Raw genomic sequence first — 22,024 nt, forward strand, 5'->3', positions numbered from 1 at the left:
GGCTGAGCAGCTAAAACTGAGCTTTTTGCTTTCATCGAACTTTGTGCAGGCGGAAAGTAAGTTGCTCCGAAATCCCGCACTCCTCTTATACTTGTTCGTTACTCTTGCTTGACGTAAAGCGGCTTATAGACCACCAGAAAGCATCTCCTTTTAAACCTCTAGACCCTATAAAGAATGCGGCTACACCTCATGATAAAGTGTAGCCGCATTTATAATTCTTTAAACTTCCACTATTCTTTAGGCTTGTTCTGCCCTCCCCCTCCTGGGTTAGCGATAGAATTTCGCATGTCAGTGTCGGACTGGATGTTCTGCATACGGTAGTAGTCCATAATGCCCAACTGGCCGCTTCGGAAGGCTGCTGCAATGGCCTGCGGCACTTCTACCTCCGCTTGGATTACGTTGGCGCGGGCTTCCTGCGCTTTGGCGCGCATCTCCTGCTCAACTGCTACGGCCATGGCACGGCGCTCTTCGGCTTTTGCTTCAGCCACCTTTAAATCGGCACCCGCCTGGTCAATCTGGAGTTTGGCGCCAATGTTTTCGCCCACATCGATGTCGGCAATATCAATGGAAAGAATCTCATAGGCTGTGCCTGCATCCAAGCCCTTCTGTAAAACCAATTTAGAGATGATATCCGGGTTCTCCAAAACGCTCTTGTGAGAGGTAGAAGAACCAATGGAAGTTACAATACCCTCACCCACACGAGCCAAGATGGTTTCTTCGCCGGCACCACCTACCAGTTGGTTGATGTTGGCACGCACTGTAACGCGGGCTTTTGCAATCAACTGAATACCATCCTGCGCCACTGCGGCCACGTTGGGCGTATTGATTACTTTCGGGTTAACAGAAGTAGTCACGGCCTCAAACACGTTACGGCCTGCCAGATCTATAGCGGTGGCCTGCTTAAAGGTAAGCGGAATATTGGCCTTGTCAGCAGAAATAAGCGCTTTGATAACGGTCGGTACATTGCCGCCTGCCAGGTAGTGTGTTTCCAGCTCTGTGGTGGTGAGATCGATGCCTGCTTTGGTGGCGTTGATCATGGAATTGACGATAAGGCTGGGTGGTACTTTCCGGATGCGCATAAACACCAGTTCCGCCAGGCCAACTTTTACGCCGGAGAAGAGGGCCGTGATCCAGAGGCTGATAGGCACAAAGTACAGGAATATCATCAGGGCCACGATGACCCCTGCAATAATTAACAATACCGATAGGTTTTCCATATATGTTGGTTTAGCTGACTTCTTCTACTATAATCTTATTTTGACTTATTCTGATGATGCGGACTGCTTTGTTTGGCGCTACAAACCCGCCCTGGGTTTGCACCTCGTGGTGGCGCTCTGCAAACAGTGCAGTGCCCTGTGGGCGCAGCGCCGATACTGTTTTACCAACCTCGCCTACTGCTAATAGGTGAGGGTTATCTTCGTTTACATGGCCGCGGTTCTGGCCTTTCAAAGCAAACTGCGACCAGCTTTCGGAGCGGAAGCTGTAGACAAAGGCTAACGCGCTTACCAAAACCGTACTGGCAAGAATGATGTGCCCGATGGTGGAGCCCAGCGCGGTATAGCCGATCCAGATGCCAATGGCAGCAAGTATAAGACCCAGAATACCCACAATGGTAGTGCCGGGCACAAAGATTAACTCCACAATAATGAGGAGCAGGCCAATACCAATGAGTAATATAACTGTAACCCAGTCGAGTAACATCGTGCGGTGCTTTTATGTAGGTAAATATAGCTAATTCTCCATAAGGATGAAGGAATATTTATGGGTAAGGCCTGCTTTTAACAAAGTAAAGAACGCTTACCTGTTAGCCAGCCTAGTTTTGTTGCTATTGAACCGCTTTGTGCGCAAATAGTTTATTGAAGCATGAGAGAGGAAGCAGGCAGTGTTCGGAACTCAACCTAAAGCAAAACGCCGCCTCCCTGTGCAGGAGGCGGCGTTTGTATAAGACTGTTGCTAACGGAGCTCTCGAAAAACGAACAACGCTAAACGAGTAACGAAACTAGTATGCTTTCGCAAAATACACGCGCTGCTTGCTTGGCTTACCTGTTAGCATGTCCACGCCCTCTTCCTCCTCTGTGTCCAGAGCGATGCAGCGGATAGTTGCCTTTGTTTCTTCTTTGATGCGCTCCTCTGTCTCCGGAGTGCCGTCCCAGTGCGCCAATACAAAACCGCCCTTGTTTTCCAGCACCTCCTTAAACTCCTCATAAGAATCTACTTTGGTGGTGTGCTCCTCCCGGTAAGTGAAGGCCCTGTTGTAGATGTTCTCCTGTATCTCGTCCAGTAGGGCAGGGATATAGTCAACTAGCGAATCGAATGCCTGCGTGCTCTTCTCTTTAGTGTCGCGGCGGGCGACTTCGGCCGTGCCGTTCTCCAGGTCACGGGCGCCGATGGCTAAACGCACCGGCACACCCTTCAGCTCCCACTCAGCAAATTTAAAGCCAGGGCGCTCGGTGTCGCGGTCGTCGAACTTCACGCTGATGCCTTTGCTCTCCAGTTCTTTTTTCAGGGCAATTACCTTTTCGCTGATTTGAGCCAGTTGCTCTTCGCCTTTGTAAATCGGCACAATCACCACCTGGATAGGCGCCAGCTTCGGAGGCAGTACCAAGCCTTCATCGTCGGAGTGGGCCATTACGAGCGCACCCATCAGGCGGGTGCTCACGCCCCAGGATGTACCCCACACATGCTCCAAGCCTCCTTCTTTTGTGGCAAACTTCACGTCAAACGCCTGGGCGAAGTTCTGCCCCAGGAAATGCGATGTGCCCGCCTGCAATGCTTTGCCATCCTGCATCAACCCTTCGATGCAGTAGGTGTCGAGGGCACCGGCGAAACGTTCGCTTGGTGTTTTCACGCCTCTTACTACTGGCAGGGCTATGTATTGCTCTGCAAAAGTGGCGTACACCTCCATCATCTGCTTTGTCTCGGCAATGGCTTCTTCGGCAGTGGCGTGCGCCGTGTGGCCTTCCTGCCACAGGAATTCGGCTGTGCGCAGGAACAGGCGCGTACGCATTTCCCAGCGCACCACGTTCGCCCACTGATTAATCAGCAGGGGCAGGTCGCGGTAACTCTGGATCCAGTTTTTATAGGTGCTCCAGATAATCGCCTCAGAGGTAGGACGCACGATAAGCTCTTCCTCCAGTTTCGCATTCGGATCAACACGCAGTTTGCCGGGGTTGTCGGGGTCGGTTTGCAGACGGTAATGGGTAACTACGGCGCATTCTTTCGCAAAGCCCTCTGCATTTTGCTCCTCGGCTTCAAACAGGCTCTTGGGTACAAATAGCGGGAAGTAAGCGTTCTGGTGTCCTGTTGCTTTAAACATATCATCCAGTACGCGCTGCATTTTCTCCCAGATAGCGAAACCGTATGGTTTGATGACCATACAGCCGCGAACGGCAGAATTTTCAGCCAGGCCAGCTTTTTTTACCAGTTCATTATACCACAAGGAGTAATCTTCGCTTCTTTTAGGTAACCCTTTACTCATCTTTTAAACTAATTTTATTATATATAGCTTCTTTTTAAGGCTTTTGGAACAGATTTTGCTACTTTATAGACAAAAGCCACATATCATTCTGGCTTAAAATTACGTTAATATATTATACTATAGATAAGGTTTTGCACCATTGTGTGTTTATCTTTGATATAGCTTGAAAATAGACACATTCTCTTACAGCAGCAGGCCATGAAAAAATATAAATTACTTACGATAGCCCCCATGCTCACACTATTGGCAGCAGGATGCAGCACTCCTATTGCCATGCAATCTACAGAGTATGATGATATGTATTATAGTTCATCAGACAAAACTCAGTATGTGGAGCCAGAGGCGACAACATCTCAAAGATATGATGAACTGACCGTAGACGAGGCATTTGCCGAAGGCGAGGTGCTAAATCCTGAATATTCAGGTAGCACCGCCAGAACGGATGACTATGCCGGTGATGAGTACTACGACGGACGGGAATATGATGCCCGTAATAACTGGTACCAGCCAAGCTACTCTTTTGTAGACCCTTACTGGGGCGCAGCGTATGCTCCGCGCATGTCCAGTATTGCCTTCTATGATCCGTTCTACGATCCTTTTTTCGGAGACCCTTTTTATTATAACTCATTCCGACGCAGCCCTTACTGGGGAGGCGGCTTTAACCGCGGCCTGAATGTTAGCATCGGTTATGGCATGGGCATGGGTATGCCGATGGCCTGGGGTGGTGGTTTTTACAACCAGCCCATGATGGGCATGGGCATGGGCATGGGCGGCTGGTGGCCTAACAGCTACGGATACGGTCATTACAATGGCTTCCGAAATGGTTTTAACAACGGATTTTATGGAGGACACCCTTACGGTGGTGTTTTCTATGACCGCCCTGTTGTAATCGGAAACCCTGTAAGAATGCAGAATAGCCCAAGAAACTCCCGCAGCGCGGTGGTAACAGATAACCCGGCTTTGCGCAGACCTGCAAGAGGTGGCGTGAACCAGGGAGAGAGCGTCGGCAGACAAACAGTAGGCTCAGAGAGTGTTGGTCGTCCTGCCCGCAGAGGCGAGACAGTAACTTCTCCTACAAGAACAGAAGGCAACGTAAGATCCGCTGAAGGAGAAAAAAGAGCCCTGCCAAATCGCCCAAGCCGTACCAGACGCACACCTGCCATCAATAACCAGCAGGAGCAACGTCGTGCTACGCCGACAAGAACCCGTACGCAGGAATCCAGACCACAACAGCGACAGCAGCAACGTGTGCGCCCTACTGAAAGCCGCCCAACCCGTACGTATGAGAGTCGTCCGACCCGTACTTACGAGAGCCCGGTACGCAGTTCTCCAACACCACGTAGCAGCGGTTCCTCTGGTAGCAGCGGTGGAGGTGGTCGTCCACCAAGAGGGGGAAATTAATCTATCAGTAAAGCAAAAACCAAGATAACATGAAGAAGATAGTTTTGGCCAGTCTGGCGCTTGCGCTAGGCTGGAGCGGAACTGCTTTTGCTCAAACCGAGGTGGATGCCCTGCGCTACACTCAACTGGGCGTAACAGGCTCTGCACGTATACAAGGTTTAGGAGGTGCACAAACCGCATTAGGTGCTGATATTTCCAGCCTTTCATCAAACCCTGCCGGTCTGGGTATGTTCCGCCGGTCAGAGTTCAGTTTTACACCGGCATTACAGTTTAATACAACAGATACCAATATAAACGGGGCGCGGCAGTCAGATGAGCGCAACCTGCTCACCATTCCGCAGGCAGGTATAGTGCTTTCTAACCGCAAAGGCGATGAGGACCTCAGCGACTGGCGTGGCCTTAACTTTGGTATAGGTCTTACCAGGCTTAACAACTTTAACCAGCGCATTAGCTACAACAACACCGCTTCCCCGCCCAATACAATTGTAGATTACTTCGCGGATCAGGCAAATAACAGAACCTTAATGGGTGGCGAGACGCTTGAACAAAGTTTAGATGCTGAGTTTGGGCGGGAAGTCACCATAGAAGGTTTAGCCTTCAGTACTTACCTGATTGATATTCTGGAGGATGATATGGGGCAGTATGCTGCTCCGCTGTATAGCCTGGGTGATATAGCCCAAAGTGAAACGATTGAGCGCAGAGGCTCTCAAAACCAGATTGACATAGGTGTGGGTACCAGTTATCGGGACAGGATATATGTAGGGGCATCTGTTGGAATTATAACAACAAATCTGACGCAGGAAAGCACTTTTCTTGAATCAGGTTACTATATAGCCAGCTTTGACGAAGACGGCGAACCAGCTGTAGATGGTAATTATAGTCTGGAGTTGTTTGATCAGTTTACTACACGCGGAGCAGGCGTAAACCTGAAAGTCGGAGTTATCGCCAGGCCAATCGATGCGTTACGTATCGGAGTGTCTGTGCAGACGCCAACAGCATATACGCTTACAGATACTTACAGGCGCTCACTATATACCACCTCAGTCAACCCGAACACAGGCGCATCGGAAAATTACGATGCCTCTGAGCTGCCAGGAGATTTTTCCTATAGCCTTACCACTCCCTTCAGAGCGTCCGGTGGCGTAGGTGTTTTCCTGGGTAAGTATGGCTTTATAAGCGGCGATATAGAATATGTGAACTACGCCGGCACCCGTTTTTCAGCAGATGAAAGCTTTGGGAATGGCTCAGGCAATTTCTATTCTAACCTGAACAACAGCATCTCCAACATGTACCAGTCAGCTATGAGCTACAGAATAGGGGCAGAAGGCCGTTATGAGGCATTCAGGGTGCGTGCAGGATATGCGCACACAGGAGACCCGTATGCTAGCTCAGACTTAAATGGTGCGGTTAACTCTGTCTCAGTAGGAGCAGGCGTACGCTTGCTGAATTATTATGCCGACCTGGCCTATGTAAGAAGCACGAGCGACACCCGTTACTCGCCATACCAGTTCAGTTCCGGCGGCGGTGAGCCTGTGGTAGACATTAGCAACACGCAAAACTCTGTGCTGCTAACTGTAGGGTATAACTTCTAGGCATAACGCAAAACAATTTTGAAACAGGCAACTCTGCTAAAGAGCTGCCTGTTTTTTTGTGTTTATGGCTGGTTTTGTACCCACTGCAAGAGGTATAGGTATGGTTTTGGCTATGATGTATGGTGAAACAATATTATTCCTATAATTTAGAGGAAGGAAAAAAACATAAATAAAACGCATGCAAATCAAACTAAAGACAAACCTTTTAGCTGCTGTGCTTCTCTGCTTCGCCTTTGTGGCGCAGGCGCAGCAGAAGAAGGATATTACGCTGGAGGATATTTACCGTGACGGTACTTTCCGGGCACAGTCGGTGTATGGAGTAAACTGGATGAAAGACGGCCAGTTTTACAGCTCCCAGGTGCCTGACGAGCAGAATAAGGTGTACGACATTGTGAAGTATAATGTCACCACCGGGCAGCCTGTCAGCACCATCATTGAAGGCGAGAACCTTATACCAGCAGGCGGCAGTACTCCTATCCAGTTCGACGACTATACCTTCAGCTCAGATGAACAGAAGGTACTGTTTGCAACAGAGAGTGAGCAGATTTACCGCCGCTCTTCCAAAGCTGACTTTTACATTTATGATATACCCACCAAGAAGCTGACGAAGCTCAGCGATGGTGGCAAGCAGCTGTATGCTTCTTTTTCTCCGGATGCGAACCGTGTGGCCTTTGCCCGCGAAAACAACATGTTTGTAGTAGACCTGAGCAACATGCAGGAAACGCAGATTACCGCTGATGGTAAGTTCAACTCCATCATCAACGGATATGCGGATTGGGTGTACGAGGAGGAGTTTTCTTTTGCGAAAGGTTTCGCCTGGTCACCGGACGGTAAGAAGATTGCCTTCTATACCTTTGATGAGGCCAACGTGCCGGAGTTTAACATGCAGATGTGGGGCGACCTTTACCCGCAGGATTACAAGTTTAAGTACCCCAAGGCCGGTGAGGCTAACTCAGCGGTAAAAGTATCGGTGTATGATGTAGCCAGCGGCAAAACGGTGAAGATGGATACTGGCAACGAGGCAGATATCTACATCCCGCGCATCAAGTGGACGAACAACCCAAACCTGCTGTCTATCCAAAAGATGAACCGCCTGCAGAACACCCTGGAGATTTTGCATGCCAATGCCACTACCGGTAAAGCGGATGTGGTGCTGAAAGAAACAGACAAGGCTTACATCGATATAACCGATGACCTGACCTACCTGAACGACGGCAAGAACTTCATTCACTCTTCTGAGAAAGACGGCTACAACCACCTGTACCTGTACAATATGAACGGAAAGCTGGTGCGCCAGATTACGAACGGTAACTGGGAGGTAAGCAGCTATGTGGGCTACGACGAGAAGAACGACCGCCTGTACTACATGTCTACAGAAGTATCGCCGCTGGACCGCCACCTGTACAGCATCAGCAGCAAAGGCAAGAGTAAAAAGCGCCTGACTGACGAAGCCGGTACACACCGCGTGAATATGAGCAACGACTTCAAGTATTACTTGGATTACCATTCTGCTGCCAATGTGCCACCAACAGTCAACCTGCACACTGCCAAAGACGGTAAACTAATCAAAGTGCTGGAGGATAACCAGAAGCTGAAGAACACGCTGGCCCAGTATGATATTGCAGAGCAGGAGTTCTTTACTATGAACACAACAGATGGCACGCAACTGAACGGCTGGATGATTAAGCCAAGCGATTTTGACCCGAACAAGAGGTACCCGGTGCTGATGTTTGTGTACGGTGGCCCGGGTTCCCAAACGGTAACCAACAGCTGGGGCGGCAACAATTACCTGTGGTACCAAGTGCTGGCTGACAAAGGCGTGATGGTAGTGAGTGTGGACAACCGTGGTACAGGTGCCCGTGGTGCTGAGTTTAAGAAAGTGACGTATGCCAATTTGGGCAAGTATGAAATAGAAGACCAGATTGAAGCGGCTAAATGGCTGGGCAACCAGCCTTACGTGGACAAAGACCGCATCGGTATCTGGGGCCATAGCTTCGGTGGTTACATGACGCTGCTGGGCCTTACGAAAGGTGATGGTATCTTCCGTGCCGGTATCTCCGTGGCTCCGGTTACCAACTGGCGCTTCTACGACAGCATTTATACAGAGCGTTACCTGAAAACACCACAGGAGAATGCTGCCGGCTACGACCAGAATTCACCGCTTTCGTTTGCTGACCAACTGCAGGGCGACCTTTTGCTGATTCACGGTACCGGCGACGATAACGTGCACTTCCAGAACGCGGTGGCGATGCAGGATGCCCTGATTGATGCAGACAAGCAGTTTGAGAGTTTCTACTACCCGAACCGTAACCATGGCATCTACGGCGGCAACACCTACATGCACCGCTTTAAAATGATGACAGATTTTCTGGAGCGTAAGTTGATAAACCCGGATGCTAAAAATAACCAGCTGTAATTGCTGTAAATTGATAAAAGAAAAAGCCCGCCAGAAATGACGGGCTTTTTCTTTTTTATAAGGCAATGTCATGCAAGTTTCTGAGCGCGCTCTATAAATGGAGATGGCTGCTGCATGTGATGAAGCAGCGGGTGCATAACCTGGTGCCAGATAGGAAGTAGCCCTGTACTATCAGCCGTTTTGCCGTATTTCCTCAGGTTCTGTAGGGCTAGGTATCCACAGCTTAAGGTATACCCTTTTTATTGCCTGACGTTCTAGGGTTTAAGGAAGAAAAACAGATACAGGATGCAACAGCAACTTCAGATGACATGGGTAGAGGCAGGCGTTACTGTGCTTGCGGCACTGGCTATATATGTAGTGCTTATTTTATTCAGCAGGCTGGTTGGCCCTCGGAGCTTTGCCCGCTTAACCGCATTCGACTTTGCCGTGACAGTGGCGCTTGGTGCCGTGGTAGGAGCATCCTCCCAAAGACACTCTCCACGCGCAGCCTCCGCTTAATAAGTAAAGGATGTGCCGAGGCATTTGCATTACAGCTTCACACACACATTCTGCGGCTCAGTAAAAAAACGTAGCGCCTCAAACCCACCCTCGCGGCCAACTCCGGAATTTTTCATGCCTCCGAAAGGCGTGCGGAGGTCGCGGAGGAGCCAGGTGTTAATCCAGATAATGCCACTGTGCACCTGGTGCGCCACATGGTGGGCGCGGGGGAGGTTTTGCGTCCAGATGGTGGCGGAGAGGCCGTAGTCGGTGCAGTTGGCATATTGTATGACTTCTTCCTCGGTGTCGAAAGGGGTGAGCGTGACGACAGGGCCGAAAATTTCTTCGGTGTTGGTGCGGCAGTTGTAGGGCAAACCTTCAATTACGGTAGGGGCAATGAACCAGCCTTTGGCGCAACGGCCTTCTACCTGCACCTGCTGGCCGCCCGTTAGAATAGTGCCACCTTCCTCTTTGGCCAGCGCTATATAAGACAGGACCTTCTGCATGTGCTGCTCCGATACCACAGCCCCTTGCTTTGTGCTATCCTCCAGCGGGTCGCCTACTGACATGGCTTTTACCTTCTCTACAAAAGCATCCCTGAATTTGTCGTACAAGGGGCGCTCTATAAAAATACGGGAGCCACAGAGGCAAATCTGTCCCTGGTTCGCAAACGACGAGTGGATAGAAGTATGTAGGGCATTATTAAAGTCGCAGTCTGCAAAGATGATGTTCGGGTTTTTGCCGCCCAACTCCAGCGACAGCTTCTTGAACATAGGCGCTACCGTAGCCGCAATGGAACGCCCGGTGGCGGTGCCGCCGGTAAAAGAGATAACCGGTACTTTCGGGTGCGCAACCATGGCCGCGCCCACTTTATGCCCGTAGCCATGCACAATGTTCAGCACTCCCGCCGGCAACCCCGCCTCCTGGCATAACTCCGATAGCAGGTAAGCTGTCATAGGGGTTACCTCCGAAGGCTTGGCCACCACACAATTACCGGCCGCCAGCGCAGGGGCTATTTTCCAGGTGAACAGGTACAGCGGCAGGTTCCAGGGCGAGATGCAGCCAGCCACGCCATGCGGGTGCCGGATAGTATAATTAATGGCCTCCGTTCCTTCCATATAATGCGCCTCAGAGGCAAAATGCTGTATAGCCGTACCGTAGAAGCGCATGTTGCTGCTGGCACGTGGTATATCCACCGTCTTCGCCAGTTTCAGCGGCTTACCATTGTCCACCGATTCAGCTTCGGCCAAACGGTCATGGTGCTGGTCAATCAGGTCCGCGATCCGCATCAGCATCTGTCCCCGCTTTTCAGCAGGCGTTTTAGCCCACTCCGGAAAAGCTGCCTGCGCTGCCTGCACCGCCAGCTCCACATCCTGTTCATCAGAATCAGGAATAAGGGAGAATACCTCGCCAGTAGCTGGATTGTAGTTATCGATGTACTGTCCTGCCACCGGTGCCACCAGTTGGCCGTTGATGTAGTTTTTTAGCTGCTTCACTGCGGTTGTATGGTTATGAATTATCAGTTCTGAATTACGAATGGGAGCGTTATCAGTTCCGGGTCAAACCACCCCTGCCCCTCCTGGGGGTGCAGGGGCCCCCTTTAGAGTCCAAGGAGGGGAGCCTGCTATTCCGGCTCTACTTGAATTCTTCATAGTGAGCATGTTTGATAACTCTTATGCTCTTGTTGTAATGACACAGGCTTCGCAAGAAGTAATAAAAGCTCCCCTCCTTAGATAAGGAGGGGCAGGGGTGGTTGGATTACCTTTGCGAAAGCAATACCAGAGCTCCCTCTCCTGTTATTAGGAGAGGGCCGGGGTGAGGTTAAATACTCCCCGTCCTGCCTCCATCCACCGCCAAGCTAACACCGTTGATGTAGGCGGCGGCAGGTGTGGCTAAGAAAGCGGCGGCGGCGGCTACCTCTTCCGGCTCGGCAAAACGTCGTGCGGGTATAGCTGCTTCCATCTCCTCCTGCACCTCCTGTTTGCTGCGCCCCGATTTCTCTGCCCTGCTTTCCACCAGCGACCAGATGCGGCCTGTTTTGGTAGAGCCGGGAAGCACATTGTTGACCGTAATGCCGAACTGCCCCAACTCATTGGCCATCGTTTTCGCCCAGCTGGCTACCGCGCCGCGTGTGGTGTTCGATACACCTAAGCCTGGAATGGGTTCCTTTACAGAAGTGCTGATGATGTTGATAATGCGTCCGTAGCTCGCTTTCTTCATGAGCGGCACCACGGCCTGCACCAACTGGTGGTTGTTGATAAGGTGCATGTTGAAGGCGTTCAGAAATTCTTCTGGCTTTGCTTCGGTGATAGGTCCTCCCGGAGGGCCACCGGTATTATTTACCAGGATGTGTATTTCATCCTGCTCCTGTACGTAGGCCTTTATCTGCAGGTATACTTCATCCGGGTTTGAAAAATCAGCCACAATATAATCATGCTGCTGCCCGCTGGCCTGATCAAGCGCATCGGCTATTTCCTTCAGTTTGTCCTCGTTGCGGGCTATCAGTGTCACACTGGCTCCCAAGGCTGCCAGTTCTGTAGCAATGGCTTTGCCAATGCCTTGGGTGCTGCCACACACAATGGCGCGTTTATCTTTCAGGTCTAAGTTCATAAATTAAATGTACGGAAAACAGCGTAAACTTGCGCGGGCAATACCGCCGCAGGTGCAAGTGGCATTACCATTTTCAACCTCTTTTGCGTACCTTCAATTTGTCAACCCAATCAAATAACGATACAAAACGATGGCTATAACAAGACCTTTTAACTTTAAGGGCTGGATAGAAGAGAACCGCCACCTGCTGAAGCCGCCAGTAGGCAACCAACAGGTGTTTAAAGGCAATGATGATTTTATTGTGATGGTGGTCGGCGGACCAAACTCCCGCAAAGACTATCATTACGATGAAGGCGAAGAATTTTTTTACCAACTGGAGGGCGACATTGTGCTGAAGATAATAGAGGACGGCAAACCGGTGGATATTCCGATCAAGGAAGGTGAGATCTTCCTGCTGCCGCCACGCGTGCCGCATTCTCCACGTCGCCCTGCGAACACGGTGGGGCTGGTGGTGGAGCGCTACCGTAAAGCAGGAGAGAAAGACGGCTTCCTGTGGTTCTGCGAGAACTGCGGCAATAAGTTGTATGAGGAGTACGCCGACGTAACGGATATTGTAGGGCAACTGCCTGTGATAATGGACAACTTCTGGAAGAGCGAGGAGCGCCGCACTTGCAACAACTGTGGTGAGATAATGCAGCCACCCGTTCAGCCTGCTGAGGCGAAGCAGTAAGAATTCATAACGAAGTAAAAGACACCCTCGCAAACCTGTTTTATAAAGAAGGCTTGCGAGGGTGTTTTATTTGAATAGTAAAGCTTAATAGCTGTTATTCCTTCTTCATTCTGAAAGAAAGCGGTTCTCTCCCACCTTTGTCATCCTGAAAGGATCTTGTGGGCAAGCCGCAAAAGCTTAACTTCCTTCTACCAGGATCCTTTCAGGATGACAGAAAAGAATGAACTAAGACTGTTTGCCTGCTCATCAAATCCTTTAGGTACAGCGGCAAACAAAACCATGCCTGCCAGACTTTAGTAAGTATCAGACAAGAGTACTTATTATGGAAAAACACATTCGCCTTACCTTATCCTTCCTAACTGCTATAGTTCTTTTATCCGGTTGTAATTCAAACCACCCGGTGGTGCAGGAGCAGCCTAAAACAGTAGAAACGCCTGCAGGGCAGCAGGTAACCTTGCCTCCGCCACATGCCACAGAATCCGGCCGGAACTTCAGCAACGTCATCGGTTGGGAAGAGGGCCGTACACCAACAGCACCCGCAGGTTTTACCGTGACAAAATATGCCGACGGCCTGGAGAACCCACGCTGGCTATACGTTACTCCGAACGGCGATGTGCTGGTAGCAGAGGCAAACACAGAGGTAGGCTTCTGGAAGCGGCTTGGCGCTAAAATCGTAGGCATCACAAAATCGATGGCCCTTGGCAATAGCGCCAACCGGATTACGCTTTTCAGAGACACCGACGCGGATGGCCAACCAGATATGCGGGAAAAATTCCTGAGTGATTTAAACCAACCACTCGGTATGCTGGTGCTGGACAACATGTTTTATGTGGCTAATACGGATGGTATATGGCGCTACCCTTACCAGGCTGGCCAGACGAACATTACGGCAAAGGGAGAGAAAGTCCTGGAACTGCCTGCCGGAGGCTATAACAACCACTGGACACGCAACATTATCGCTAACGCGGACGGTTCTAGACTGTACGTGGCTGTCGGGTCGGCGAGCGACCATGGGGAGCATGGTATGGAGTACGAAGAACGGAGAGCGAATATCCTGGAGGTAAACCCGGACGGATCGGGCGAGCGGGTGTATGCCAGCGGCCTTCGCAACCCGGTGGGGATGGGTTGGGCACCTAGCACCAACACCCTCTGGACCTCTGTGAACGAGCGCGACGATTTAGGAGACGAGCTGGTGCCGGATTATTTAACCAGTGTGCAGGAGGGAGGCTTTTATGGCTGGCCCTACGCCTACTTCGGTCCGAACGAAGACCCGGAGTGGCTGGGGCAGCGGCCAGACCTGGTCGAGCAAACCATTGTGCCGGATGTACCCCTGGTGTCGCACTCTGCCTCGCTGGGCCTGGCCTTTTATGATAAAACCGCTTTTCCGGAGAAGTACCACAACGGCGCATTTGTGGGGCAGCATGGCTCCTGGAGGCGGTCAGAGTTGGTGGGGTACAAGGTCGTGTTTGTGCCGTTCCGGGATGGGATGCCTGCTGGCCCTCCGGAAGATTTCCTGACAGGCTTTTTTGCCGATAGAGAAGATGATGAAGTGTATGGCCGCCCGGTCGGTATTGCGGTGCTGCCAGACGGTTCGATGCTTGTGGCCGATGATACCAGCAACACCATCTGGCGGGTGAGTGTCCGGCAGTAGTGCAGGAACATAGTGGCTGCCAGGCCTTTTCTTTTGCGGCTAAGCTTTTGCCGGGAAACATGCGTAATAAGAAGAAAAGCTGTATATTGATGAATTGCTCTTTGCCGCGCTGCCGGTATTCAAGTCATTTTCATTCTGCTCGTTCACATGCAAAAGAAAAAGCCTCACGCTACGCCTACTGCTGGTGCCAACCTGTTTAAGGTCGACATCCACACGCACATTCTGCCGCGCACGTGGCCGGACCTGCGGGAGCGCTACGGCTATGGCGGCTTTATACGGCTGGAGCATCACAAGCCCTGCTGTGCCCGCATGATGATGGACGATAAATTCTTCAGGGAGATACAGGACAACAGCTGGGACCCCAAAGTGCGGATGCACGAATGCAACCAGCACCAGGTGGGAGTGCAGGTGCTGAGCACAGTGCCGGTTATGTTTAACTACTGGGCTAAACCAGAGCATACCTACGACCTCTCCCGCATGCTGAACGACCACATCGCAGGCGTAGTGGCAGATTACCCCGACCGCTTCGTAGGATTAGGCACCCTGCCGATGCAGGCGCCTGAACTGGCGGTAAAAGAGCTGGAGCGATGCGTGAAAGAACTGGGCCTGGCGGGCGTGCAAATCGGCACGCACATCAATGAGCATAACTTAGATTCTCCGTTTCTTTTCCCCGTTTTTGAGGCAGCAGAAGCGCTGGGTGCTGCTGTTTTCGTGCACCCCTGGGATATGTACGGCAAGAAGAATATGAGCAAATACTGGCTGCCGTGGCTGGTGGGCATGCCCGCCGAAACAAGCCTGGCCATCTGCTCCATGATATTTGGAGGCGTATTTGAACGCCTGCCCAAACTGCGTGTTGCTTTTGCACACGGCGGAGGTTCCTTTCCTGCTACCATCGGCCGCATTGCCCACGGCTTCGAAGTTCGCCCGGACCTTTGTGCCGTCGATAACAATGTAAACCCGCGGGAGTACCTGGGTAAGTTCTACCTCGACTCACTGGTACATGAACCAAAGGTGCTGGAGTATTTGGTTGATTTGGTGGGAGCAAACAACATCGCCCTCGGCACCGATTACCCTTTCCCGCTTGGTGAACTGGAGCCTGGCAAACTCATCGAATCGATGCCCTACGACCGCGCCACCAAAGACCGCATGCTGCACGGAACTGCCCTGGAGTGGCTGAACCTGAAGAAGGAGCAGTTTGTAAAAGAAGCTCCTTCTTCAGCAACAAAAGCTGAAGAAGGAGCTTAGCTCTGGTCGCCGTTGTTGGTGTTTTTCACCAACAATTTGCTTAAGCTTCAAACTGTCAAGCATTCTTCTTACTGTTTCTGCTTTACCGGGTCAAACCACCCCTAACTCCTCCTGGGGGTGCAGGGGCCCCCTTTAGAGTCCAAGGCGGGGAGTCTGTAGTTGCTCTTTTACAAGCTATTGCTTCGTAGCTTCTGCTTTTCTCCACATAGATTCATCAAAATCTACCGAAACCACGCCTGCTCTAAAGACCTCGCAGCGTGCGCAGCTCCTGCGAGCGTCTGCCGCATAAGCCTTTCTTACTCGTAACTCAACATGCATTTCCTTATATTAGCAGCATTCAGAAAACAATAGCTGCGTAAAGTAGCTTATTTATAAAACATCCGCACAAGCATGAACTATCAGAATACCCTCGCTTTCGCACAGGAGCAGGACCAGCTAGACCCGTTAAGGCACTTTAAAGACCGCTTTTACTTTCCGCAGGTAAACAAGCAGGACGCTATTTACCTCTGTGGCAACTCGCTGGGACTACAGCCGAAGTCGGCACAGATGTACATCGACAATGAAATGTATAAGTGGGCCAATCTGGCGGTGGAAGGCCATTTTAAAGGAGAGGAACCTTGGGTGAACTATCACGAACTGCTGGCTCCAGGTGCGGCCCGTGTGGTGGGTGCCAGAGAAAGCGAGGTGGTGGTCATGAACCAGCTGACAGTGAACCTGCACTTGATGCTGGTGTCCTTCTATCGGCCGCAGGGCAGGCGTTTTAAAATCATCACGGAGGGAGGGGCTTTCCCATCCGACCAGTATGCCCTGGAGACGCAAACTAGATTCCATGGCTATAACCCGGATGAAGCCGTGATAGAGCTTTTCCCGCGCGAGGGCGAGCATGCCCTGCGAACGGAAGATATTCTGGCAAGCATAAAAGAACATGCCGACGAGCTGGCATTAGTGATGATGGGCGGCATTAACTACTATACCGGGCAGGTGTTTGACATGGAGGCCATCACAAAGGCAGGCCACGAAGCAGGCGCTTTTGTAGGCTTTGACCTGGCGCATGCTGCCGGTAATGTGCCCCTGCACCTGCACGACTGGGATGTGGATTTCGCTGTGTGGTGCAGCTATAAGTACCTTAACTCCGGCCCGGGCGGCACATCTGGGGTGTATGTGCACGAGCGGTTCGGCAACGACTCCAGCATACCCCGCTTTGCAGGTTGGTGGGGCCACAATGCAAAAGAGCGCTTCCAGATGAAAAAAGGCTTTAAACCAATGGAAGGCGCAGCAGGCTGGCAACTAAGCAACAGCCAGATTCTGCCGATGGCTGTACACCGCGCCTCCCTGGAGCTGTTCGACGAGGCAGGTATGGAAAACCTTCGCGCCAAAAGCGAAAAACTCACAGGTTATCTGGAGTACCTGATCGACGATGTGCCGGTGGGAGAGGATGTGCTGGAAATGATTACGCCGCGCGACCCGCAGGCCCGCGGCTGCCAGATATCCATGCTGGTAAAACAGAATTCCCGGCAATTATTCGATAGGCTGATGGAAGCCGGCATTATCGTGGACTACCGGGAGCCAAACGTGATACGGGTGGCCCCCACGCCACTCTATAACAGCTTTGAAGAAGTATATCGCTTTTCTGAAATCCTGCACGGAAGCCTGCAGACAGTGGGGCAGAAATAAGCATGGCAGGAAGCTTCATAAAAATATTGAGATAAGTAAACTGTAGCTTTTTCAACACGCATACGAGCAGCGGCTGGCATAACGATGTCAGCCGCTGCTCGTTTTATAGGCTCTTTCTTTTGTGTATATTGCTATACAGATATTGTAAACAGTGCGGGTCCTTTTTATCTAGCCATGCAGGTTTGATAGTGGAATAACTCTTTGGAAGGTAAGTAAATAGTAATGAAATCAGGCTCTGGCATTAATGACGTAAGATTGTCGTAATGGTGACGCAAGGCCTGCTCCGGTTCCAAAATACCTTTGCTAATGAACTTAAACAACATGTGATATGGACAATACTACATTAGCAACGAAAATCAAGGAACTTAGAAAAAGAAATGGATTCTCTCAGGAGCAGCTCGCAGAAGAATCGATGTTGAGCCTTAGGACAGTTCAGAGAATAGAGAGTGGGGAGTCTGTTCCGAGGGGCGATACCCTGACAAAATTGACTGCTGCGTTGAAGGTGCGTCCGGATGACGTGCTCGAATGGGCACCAACCGAAGACAGGGGCTACCTTACAGTGTTAAACCTGGGAGGGTTTGGATTTCTTATCAATCCCTTCTTAGGCATAGTTATCCCTTTGGTTATGTGGATTTTAAAAAAGGATAAAATTAAGCTTGTGGATGATACAGGCAGGAAGCTTATATCATTCCAGTTGACCTGGACCATTATGCTGTATGCTACTATGCTGATCGCCACAGAAGGGAAGTACATCTTTTACAGTTTATCATTTAAACACTTCATCACCGCGCTCTTTGTCAGTCCTTCTCTTTTGGGGATGATTTTGACCTTTCTTTACTTCTATAACATTGCTATAATTGCTTTGAATGTCTGGAGGAGCCGAAATGAACTTAAGAGCATCTATGTTCCAGCCATCCCATTCCTGAAGTAAAAATTCTGATTAGGACGAACATGCAAAGCTGAAGGATCACAGGTAAATTTTACAACAGGAGAAATATGATTCGAGCCTACACAAGTAAAGATAAAGAGGAGCTTGTGGCCCTGCTCCGGCTTAACACACCACAGTACTTTGATGAGTCCGAGGAAGCCGACTTTATAGAGTATCTTGACAACCGGTTGGAAGACTATTTTGTCGTAGAGGACAATAGGGAAATCATCGGTTCGGGAGGTATCAATTACTTTCCTGAGTCAAAGCTGGCCTGTATATCCTGGGACATGGTACACCCCAATTTCCAGGGAAGAGGCGTTGGAAAACAACTCACGCTTCACCGAATTGAGCACATCAAAAAGAATCCGGCTATCAATCTGATTGTCGTCAGGACAACCCAACTCGTGTATAAGTTTTATGAGAAGATGGGGTTTGACTTAGAAAAAACGGAGAAAGATTTTTGGGCAAAAGGCTTTGACCTTTACCAGATGCAAATGACATTGGAAAAGTAAATATGGCTCCTTCAGGAGTGCTTCCTCTAAACCAACTCAAGACAAATGACAGGCCCGAACAAAGACGACATATTTCCCTTAGCCCACCACAACAGACTTTGCTTCCTTAAAAACATCATTTCCAATCCAAACATTATAGTAGGTGATTATACATACTATGATGATTTTGAAGATGTGCATAACTTTGAGAAGAATGTAAAGTATCATTTTGATTTTATAGGCGACAAACTGATAATAGGGAAATTTTGTATGATAGCGTCAGGAGTCACCTTCATTATGAACGGGGCCAACCACCTGTCAGACGCTATTACATCATATCCGTTCGCCATTTTTGGCAATGGCTGGCAGGATGCCATGAATGGGAAAGCCTATCCCAGCAAAGGCGACACGGTAATAGGAAATGATGTTTGGATAGGGTATAAGGCTACTGTCATGGCAGGCGTAAAAGTAGGCGACGGAGCAATTATTGCGGCCAATGCTACGGTAACCAGAGATGTAGCGCCTTATACCATTGTGGGAGGAAATCCGGCAAAAGAAATTAAAAAGCGATTTTCAGAAGAACAGATAAACGAATTGCTAGCCATAAAATGGTGGGACTGGGACATAGAGAAAATAACACAGAACCTGCATCACCTAACAGGCAAAAGCATAAATAACCTGAACGGTAGCGAATAAACAGCGCCTTTGGCAAGCATTCTACGTTCGCTTTCCCTCTCACTACTAACGCCTTCAAGTCCTCATTCTTTCTGAGCTCCTTCAACTGCTTATAAAATCTTTACCGCATTCGCTAGCGCTGCAATCTGTGGGCGGATGCGGCCGTTTCTCTTGCCGGTTAGCAACAGCGCTATACCGGAACTATAGTTGTTGCGCTAATCCTATAACGAACTGGTATCGTAGAGGAAAGAAACAGTTCTTAGACGAAAACAAACAACTATGAAAGAAAATCAATCAAACTTATGGAGGCTATTTCGTAACGGACTGTGCTGCTCGCTAATGGTGAGCATGGTGGCTTGCGGTGGCGGTGAAGACGCAGAAACTGCAACAGTAGGAGAGCCCACTGAGGTGGAAGAAAGTGCCGGTGTAATGGACAACTGGGATACGGAGCGCTTTAGCACCTCCATCACCTCGTCTGGCCGTTTCGATGTTTGGGACGAGAATGATGACAACATGCTGGATGAAAACGAGTTTTACAGTGGTTACTTCGATACCTGGGATGTGAATAATGACAATATACTGGACGAAGACGAATGGAACAATGCCACCAGAGACTTTGGAATGGAAAACCAGAACATGGCTGAATGGGATACCGATGGAGATGGCCAGATAAATGAAGACGAATTTCGCACCGCAGTTGCCAGAAGCAACTATTTCAGTGAGTGGGATGTAGACGGTGACGGTATGATCAATGAGCGGGAGTATTCTGATGGCATCTTTGGCCTTTGGGACAACGATCGGGATGGTGCAATCACGAATGAAGATTATGATAGAAGGTACAACAGGTACTATGGCTCCTGATAGCATACAGACATTTAGATTATAAAAGAAAGGCTGCAGGGTTAAACGCTGCAGCCTTTTTTGTGTTGATTGCTGAATGCAAACCCGCCTCCTGCTGTTTTATAAGAGCAAGGCCTTGGTTCGCTTCTCACAAACTACACCTTCATCTCCTCTTCCCTGAACTTCCTCATCCGTCTGAAATAATCTTTAGCGGCCGCCATCACCTTCGGCGAAAGGAGCAGGGCAGAAGTCATGGTCGGAATTGCCATCATGGCGTACATGCCATCAATCAAACTGATAACAGCGGTGATAGAAGCGGTGGCACCTAGTATAATCGTAAACACATAGAAGTAGTTGTAATAGGACTTATACTTTGCGCCGAAAAGGAAACCAAAGCATTTGGTGCCATAATAGGAATAGGAGAAGAGCGAGGTAAAGGCGAAGACAAGCACGCATAGCACCAGAATGTAGCTCCCGAAGCCAGGCATGGCATCGTCGAAAGCCGCTGCCGTTACTGAAACTCCATTCGCCTGAGAGTCGTCCCAGGTGCCTGTCACGATGATGGCCACACCTGTTAGGGTACACACCACCAGCGTGTCGATGAGCGGGCCCAGCATGGCCACCAGGCCTTCCCGGATAGGTTCGCTTGTTTTGGCGGCACCGTGCATCATGGCGGCCGTGCCTATACCTGCCTCGTTCGAGAAGGCGGCCCTGCGTGCGCCGGCAATAATGATGGCTCCAACGGCTCCGCCCAACATGGCTTCTGCTGTGAACGCATCTTCGAATATCATGGCAAATGCGCCCGGAATGCTGGTGTAATTGGCAAACATGATATAAAACACCGCCAGCATATACAGTACCACCATGCTCGGGACCATTTTGCCTGCCACCTGCCCGATGCGCTTGATACCTCCGAAAATAACAAGTGACGTGATGAGTACCAGGGTAAGACCTGTGGCAAGGTCAGAGTAGAAAGTATCGGTAGAGCCGAGGCCATTCGGCACCAGCACCACTTCGCGTATGACCTGTGTTAACTGGTTTGCCTGGAAAATAGGCAAGGCGCCAAACAAGCCAGCAATGGCGAAAAATACCGCCAATGGTTTCCATTTCCTGCCCAGTCCCTCTACGATGACATACATAGGGCCGCCTTCGAGGTGGCCGTTACTGTCTTTGCCGCGGTACATCACAGCCAGCGTGCAGGTGAAGAACTTCGTAGCCATCCCGACAAAAGCACTCACCCACATCCAGAACAAAACACCTGGGCCACCCATGGTAATGGCTACTGCCACCCCGCTGATGTTACCCATGCCAACTGTGGCGGCCAGGGCGCTGGATAAAGCTTCAAAATGATTGATATCCCCCGGATCGTCCGGATCGTCGTATTTGCCGCGCAGCACGTTTACCGAATGCCCCAGATAGCGGAAGGGCAGGAATCGGGAGTACAGCATGAAAAAGGTGCCGCCTCCCATAAGCAGGAGAAGCAAAGGCAGGCCCCAGGCGGCATTGCTGAAGGCAACTAAAAAACTTTCTATCGCTTCCAATGTTTTACTGAATTAGTGTCCAAAGGATAAAGATAGGCATGGTTCCAGGGTTAATGCTAATATATAAAGCCCTAATACCTGGTTTGGTGTAAGCCGTCATACCTGTTATTCCTTCAGAAACGGATTATTCAGACTGCCTTGAATTCACATCATGCTGTAATCTGGCTATAATAAAGTTGGAAACTATCCTGGCTGTTTTGAGTATCAGTCCACATAATACGGCAACACGAATTAAATAACGTATGTATGCCTATTTGTAGCAGGCGCTGCTGTAGGGTATCATGCAGCGCTTATCATAAGCGGTGATACCCTGTTAAGTCCCTGAACTTAGGATA

General features: G+C 50.2%; 18 protein-coding genes. 12 read left to right on the forward strand and 6 right to left on the reverse strand.

Annotated elements, in window-relative coordinates; genetic code table 11:
• Positions 1-230: 230 nt before the first annotated feature.
• The 3 genes from floA to proS all read right to left on the reverse strand — a co-directional run bounded on the left by floA (position 231) and on the right by proS (position 3,478).
• The gene (gene floA / locus DXT99_RS17460) at positions 231-1,217 is read right to left on the reverse strand and encodes a flotillin-like protein FloA (RefSeq protein ID WP_115566870.1); all 987 of its coding nucleotides are present in this window, start codon (positions 1,215-1,217) and stop codon (positions 231-233) included.
• A gap of 10 nt (positions 1,218-1,227) precedes the next feature.
• Positions 1,228-1,701: an NfeD family protein gene (locus DXT99_RS17465; protein ID WP_115566871.1), complete on the reverse strand. Its 474-nt coding sequence runs from the start codon at positions 1,699-1,701 to the stop codon at positions 1,228-1,230.
• Between the two features lie 298 nt (positions 1,702-1,999).
• Positions 2,000-3,478: a proline--tRNA ligase gene (proS, locus tag DXT99_RS17470; RefSeq protein ID WP_115566872.1), complete on the reverse strand. Its 1,479-nt coding sequence runs from the start codon at positions 3,476-3,478 to the stop codon at positions 2,000-2,002.
• A gap of 198 nt (positions 3,479-3,676) precedes the next feature.
• On the opposite strand from proS, the gene DXT99_RS17475 reads away from it, so the two are divergent.
• From DXT99_RS17475 to DXT99_RS17490, 4 genes are all read left to right on the forward strand, one after another.
• Positions 3,677-4,879, forward strand: a complete 1,203-nt coding sequence (locus DXT99_RS17475; protein ID WP_115566873.1) for a hypothetical protein — start codon at positions 3,677-3,679, stop codon at positions 4,877-4,879.
• A 29-nt stretch (positions 4,880-4,908) separates the two neighbouring features.
• A complete protein-coding gene (locus DXT99_RS17480; protein ID WP_115566874.1) occupies positions 4,909-6,471 on the forward strand; it encodes an OmpP1/FadL family transporter in 1,563 nt (520 codons plus the stop codon).
• Between the two features lie 178 nt (positions 6,472-6,649).
• Positions 6,650-8,887 (forward strand): S9 family peptidase, encoded by a 2,238-nt coding sequence (locus DXT99_RS17485; protein ID WP_115566875.1) that lies wholly within the window; start codon positions 6,650-6,652, stop codon positions 8,885-8,887.
• Between the two features lie 285 nt (positions 8,888-9,172).
• On the forward strand, positions 9,173-9,385 hold the full coding sequence (locus DXT99_RS17490; protein WP_147294244.1) for a DUF421 domain-containing protein: 213 nt from the start codon (positions 9,173-9,175) through the stop codon (positions 9,383-9,385).
• Between the two features lie 29 nt (positions 9,386-9,414).
• Here DXT99_RS17490 and DXT99_RS17495 read toward each other — a convergent pair whose 3' ends face one another.
• Both DXT99_RS17495 and DXT99_RS17500 read right to left on the reverse strand, forming a co-directional pair.
• Complete coding sequence (locus tag DXT99_RS17495; RefSeq protein ID WP_115566877.1) at positions 9,415-10,860, reverse strand: aldehyde dehydrogenase; 1,446 nt, start codon at positions 10,858-10,860, stop codon at positions 9,415-9,417.
• A 325-nt stretch (positions 10,861-11,185) separates the two neighbouring features.
• Entirely contained in the window at positions 11,186-11,974 is a 789-nt protein-coding gene (locus DXT99_RS17500) for an SDR family oxidoreductase (protein ID WP_115566878.1), read from the reverse strand.
• A gap of 130 nt (positions 11,975-12,104) precedes the next feature.
• Between DXT99_RS17500 and DXT99_RS17505 the strand changes: the two genes are divergently transcribed.
• The 8 genes from DXT99_RS17505 (at position 12,105) to DXT99_RS17540 (ending at position 20,169) form a co-directional block, all read left to right on the forward strand.
• Positions 12,105-12,644 (forward strand): 3-hydroxyanthranilate 3,4-dioxygenase, encoded by a 540-nt coding sequence (locus DXT99_RS17505; RefSeq protein WP_115566879.1) that lies wholly within the window; start codon positions 12,105-12,107, stop codon positions 12,642-12,644.
• A 322-nt stretch (positions 12,645-12,966) separates the two neighbouring features.
• Positions 12,967-14,295, forward strand: coding sequence for a PQQ-dependent sugar dehydrogenase (locus tag DXT99_RS17510; protein WP_115566880.1), 1,329 nt, complete (start codon positions 12,967-12,969; stop codon positions 14,293-14,295).
• Positions 14,296-14,442: 147 nt separating this feature from the next.
• Positions 14,443-15,540: an amidohydrolase family protein gene (locus tag DXT99_RS17515; protein WP_115566881.1), complete on the forward strand. Its 1,098-nt coding sequence runs from the start codon at positions 14,443-14,445 to the stop codon at positions 15,538-15,540.
• Positions 15,541-15,930: 390 nt separating this feature from the next.
• Positions 15,931-17,214: a kynureninase gene (kynU, locus tag DXT99_RS17520; RefSeq protein ID WP_115566882.1), complete on the forward strand. Its 1,284-nt coding sequence runs from the start codon at positions 15,931-15,933 to the stop codon at positions 17,212-17,214.
• A gap of 328 nt (positions 17,215-17,542) precedes the next feature.
• A complete protein-coding gene (locus tag DXT99_RS17525; protein WP_115566883.1) occupies positions 17,543-18,145 on the forward strand; it encodes a helix-turn-helix domain-containing protein in 603 nt (200 codons plus the stop codon).
• A 65-nt stretch (positions 18,146-18,210) separates the two neighbouring features.
• A complete protein-coding gene (locus DXT99_RS17530) occupies positions 18,211-18,654 on the forward strand; it encodes a GNAT family N-acetyltransferase (protein ID WP_115566884.1) in 444 nt (147 codons plus the stop codon).
• Positions 18,655-18,699: 45 nt separating this feature from the next.
• On the forward strand, positions 18,700-19,329 hold the full coding sequence (locus tag DXT99_RS17535) for a CatB-related O-acetyltransferase (RefSeq protein ID WP_115566885.1): 630 nt from the start codon (positions 18,700-18,702) through the stop codon (positions 19,327-19,329).
• 258 nt (positions 19,330-19,587) lie between these two features.
• Entirely contained in the window at positions 19,588-20,169 is a 582-nt protein-coding gene (locus DXT99_RS17540; RefSeq protein WP_147294245.1) for an EF-hand domain-containing protein, read from the forward strand.
• Positions 20,170-20,303: 134 nt separating this feature from the next.
• Here the strand turns inward: DXT99_RS17540 and DXT99_RS17545 are convergent, their stop codons facing one another.
• Positions 20,304-21,680, reverse strand: coding sequence for an alanine/glycine:cation symporter family protein (locus tag DXT99_RS17545; protein ID WP_220273404.1), 1,377 nt, complete (start codon positions 21,678-21,680; stop codon positions 20,304-20,306).
• Positions 21,681-22,024 lie beyond the last annotated feature (344 nt).

The organism is Pontibacter diazotrophicus, assembly GCF_003367245.1.
GTDB lineage: Bacteria > Bacteroidota > Bacteroidia > Cytophagales > Hymenobacteraceae > Pontibacter > Pontibacter diazotrophicus.

What these genes read in the sequence shown, in the direction of transcription:
- DXT99_RS17475 (WP_115566873.1), top strand. Translation starts at nt 3,677, where the DNA reads ATGAAAAAATATAAATTACTTACGATAGCCCCCATGCTCACACTATTG.
- DXT99_RS17540 (WP_147294245.1), top strand. Translation starts at nt 19,588, where the DNA reads ATGAAAGAAAATCAATCAAACTTATGGAGGCTATTTCGTAACGGACTG.
- DXT99_RS17480 (WP_115566874.1), top strand. Translation starts at nt 4,909, where the DNA reads ATGAAGAAGATAGTTTTGGCCAGTCTGGCGCTTGCGCTAGGCTGGAGC.
- DXT99_RS17500 (WP_115566878.1), bottom strand. Translation starts at nt 11,974, where the DNA reads ATGAACTTAGACCTGAAAGATAAACGCGCCATTGTGTGTGGCAGCACC.
- DXT99_RS17490 (WP_147294244.1), top strand. Translation starts at nt 9,173, where the DNA reads ATGCAACAGCAACTTCAGATGACATGGGTAGAGGCAGGCGTTACTGTG.
- kynU (WP_115566882.1), top strand. Translation starts at nt 15,931, where the DNA reads ATGAACTATCAGAATACCCTCGCTTTCGCACAGGAGCAGGACCAGCTA.
- DXT99_RS17525 (WP_115566883.1), top strand. Translation starts at nt 17,543, where the DNA reads ATGGACAATACTACATTAGCAACGAAAATCAAGGAACTTAGAAAAAGA.
- DXT99_RS17510 (WP_115566880.1), top strand. Translation starts at nt 12,967, where the DNA reads ATGGAAAAACACATTCGCCTTACCTTATCCTTCCTAACTGCTATAGTT.
- DXT99_RS17485 (WP_115566875.1), top strand. Translation starts at nt 6,650, where the DNA reads ATGCAAATCAAACTAAAGACAAACCTTTTAGCTGCTGTGCTTCTCTGC.
- DXT99_RS17505 (WP_115566879.1), top strand. Translation starts at nt 12,105, where the DNA reads ATGGCTATAACAAGACCTTTTAACTTTAAGGGCTGGATAGAAGAGAAC.
- proS (WP_115566872.1), bottom strand. Translation starts at nt 3,478, where the DNA reads ATGAGTAAAGGGTTACCTAAAAGAAGCGAAGATTACTCCTTGTGGTAT.
- DXT99_RS17465 (WP_115566871.1), bottom strand. Translation starts at nt 1,701, where the DNA reads ATGTTACTCGACTGGGTTACAGTTATATTACTCATTGGTATTGGCCTG.
- DXT99_RS17530 (WP_115566884.1), top strand. Translation starts at nt 18,211, where the DNA reads ATGATTCGAGCCTACACAAGTAAAGATAAAGAGGAGCTTGTGGCCCTG.
- DXT99_RS17535 (WP_115566885.1), top strand. Translation starts at nt 18,700, where the DNA reads ATGACAGGCCCGAACAAAGACGACATATTTCCCTTAGCCCACCACAAC.
- DXT99_RS17515 (WP_115566881.1), top strand. Translation starts at nt 14,443, where the DNA reads ATGCAAAAGAAAAAGCCTCACGCTACGCCTACTGCTGGTGCCAACCTG.
- floA (WP_115566870.1), bottom strand. Translation starts at nt 1,217, where the DNA reads ATGGAAAACCTATCGGTATTGTTAATTATTGCAGGGGTCATCGTGGCC.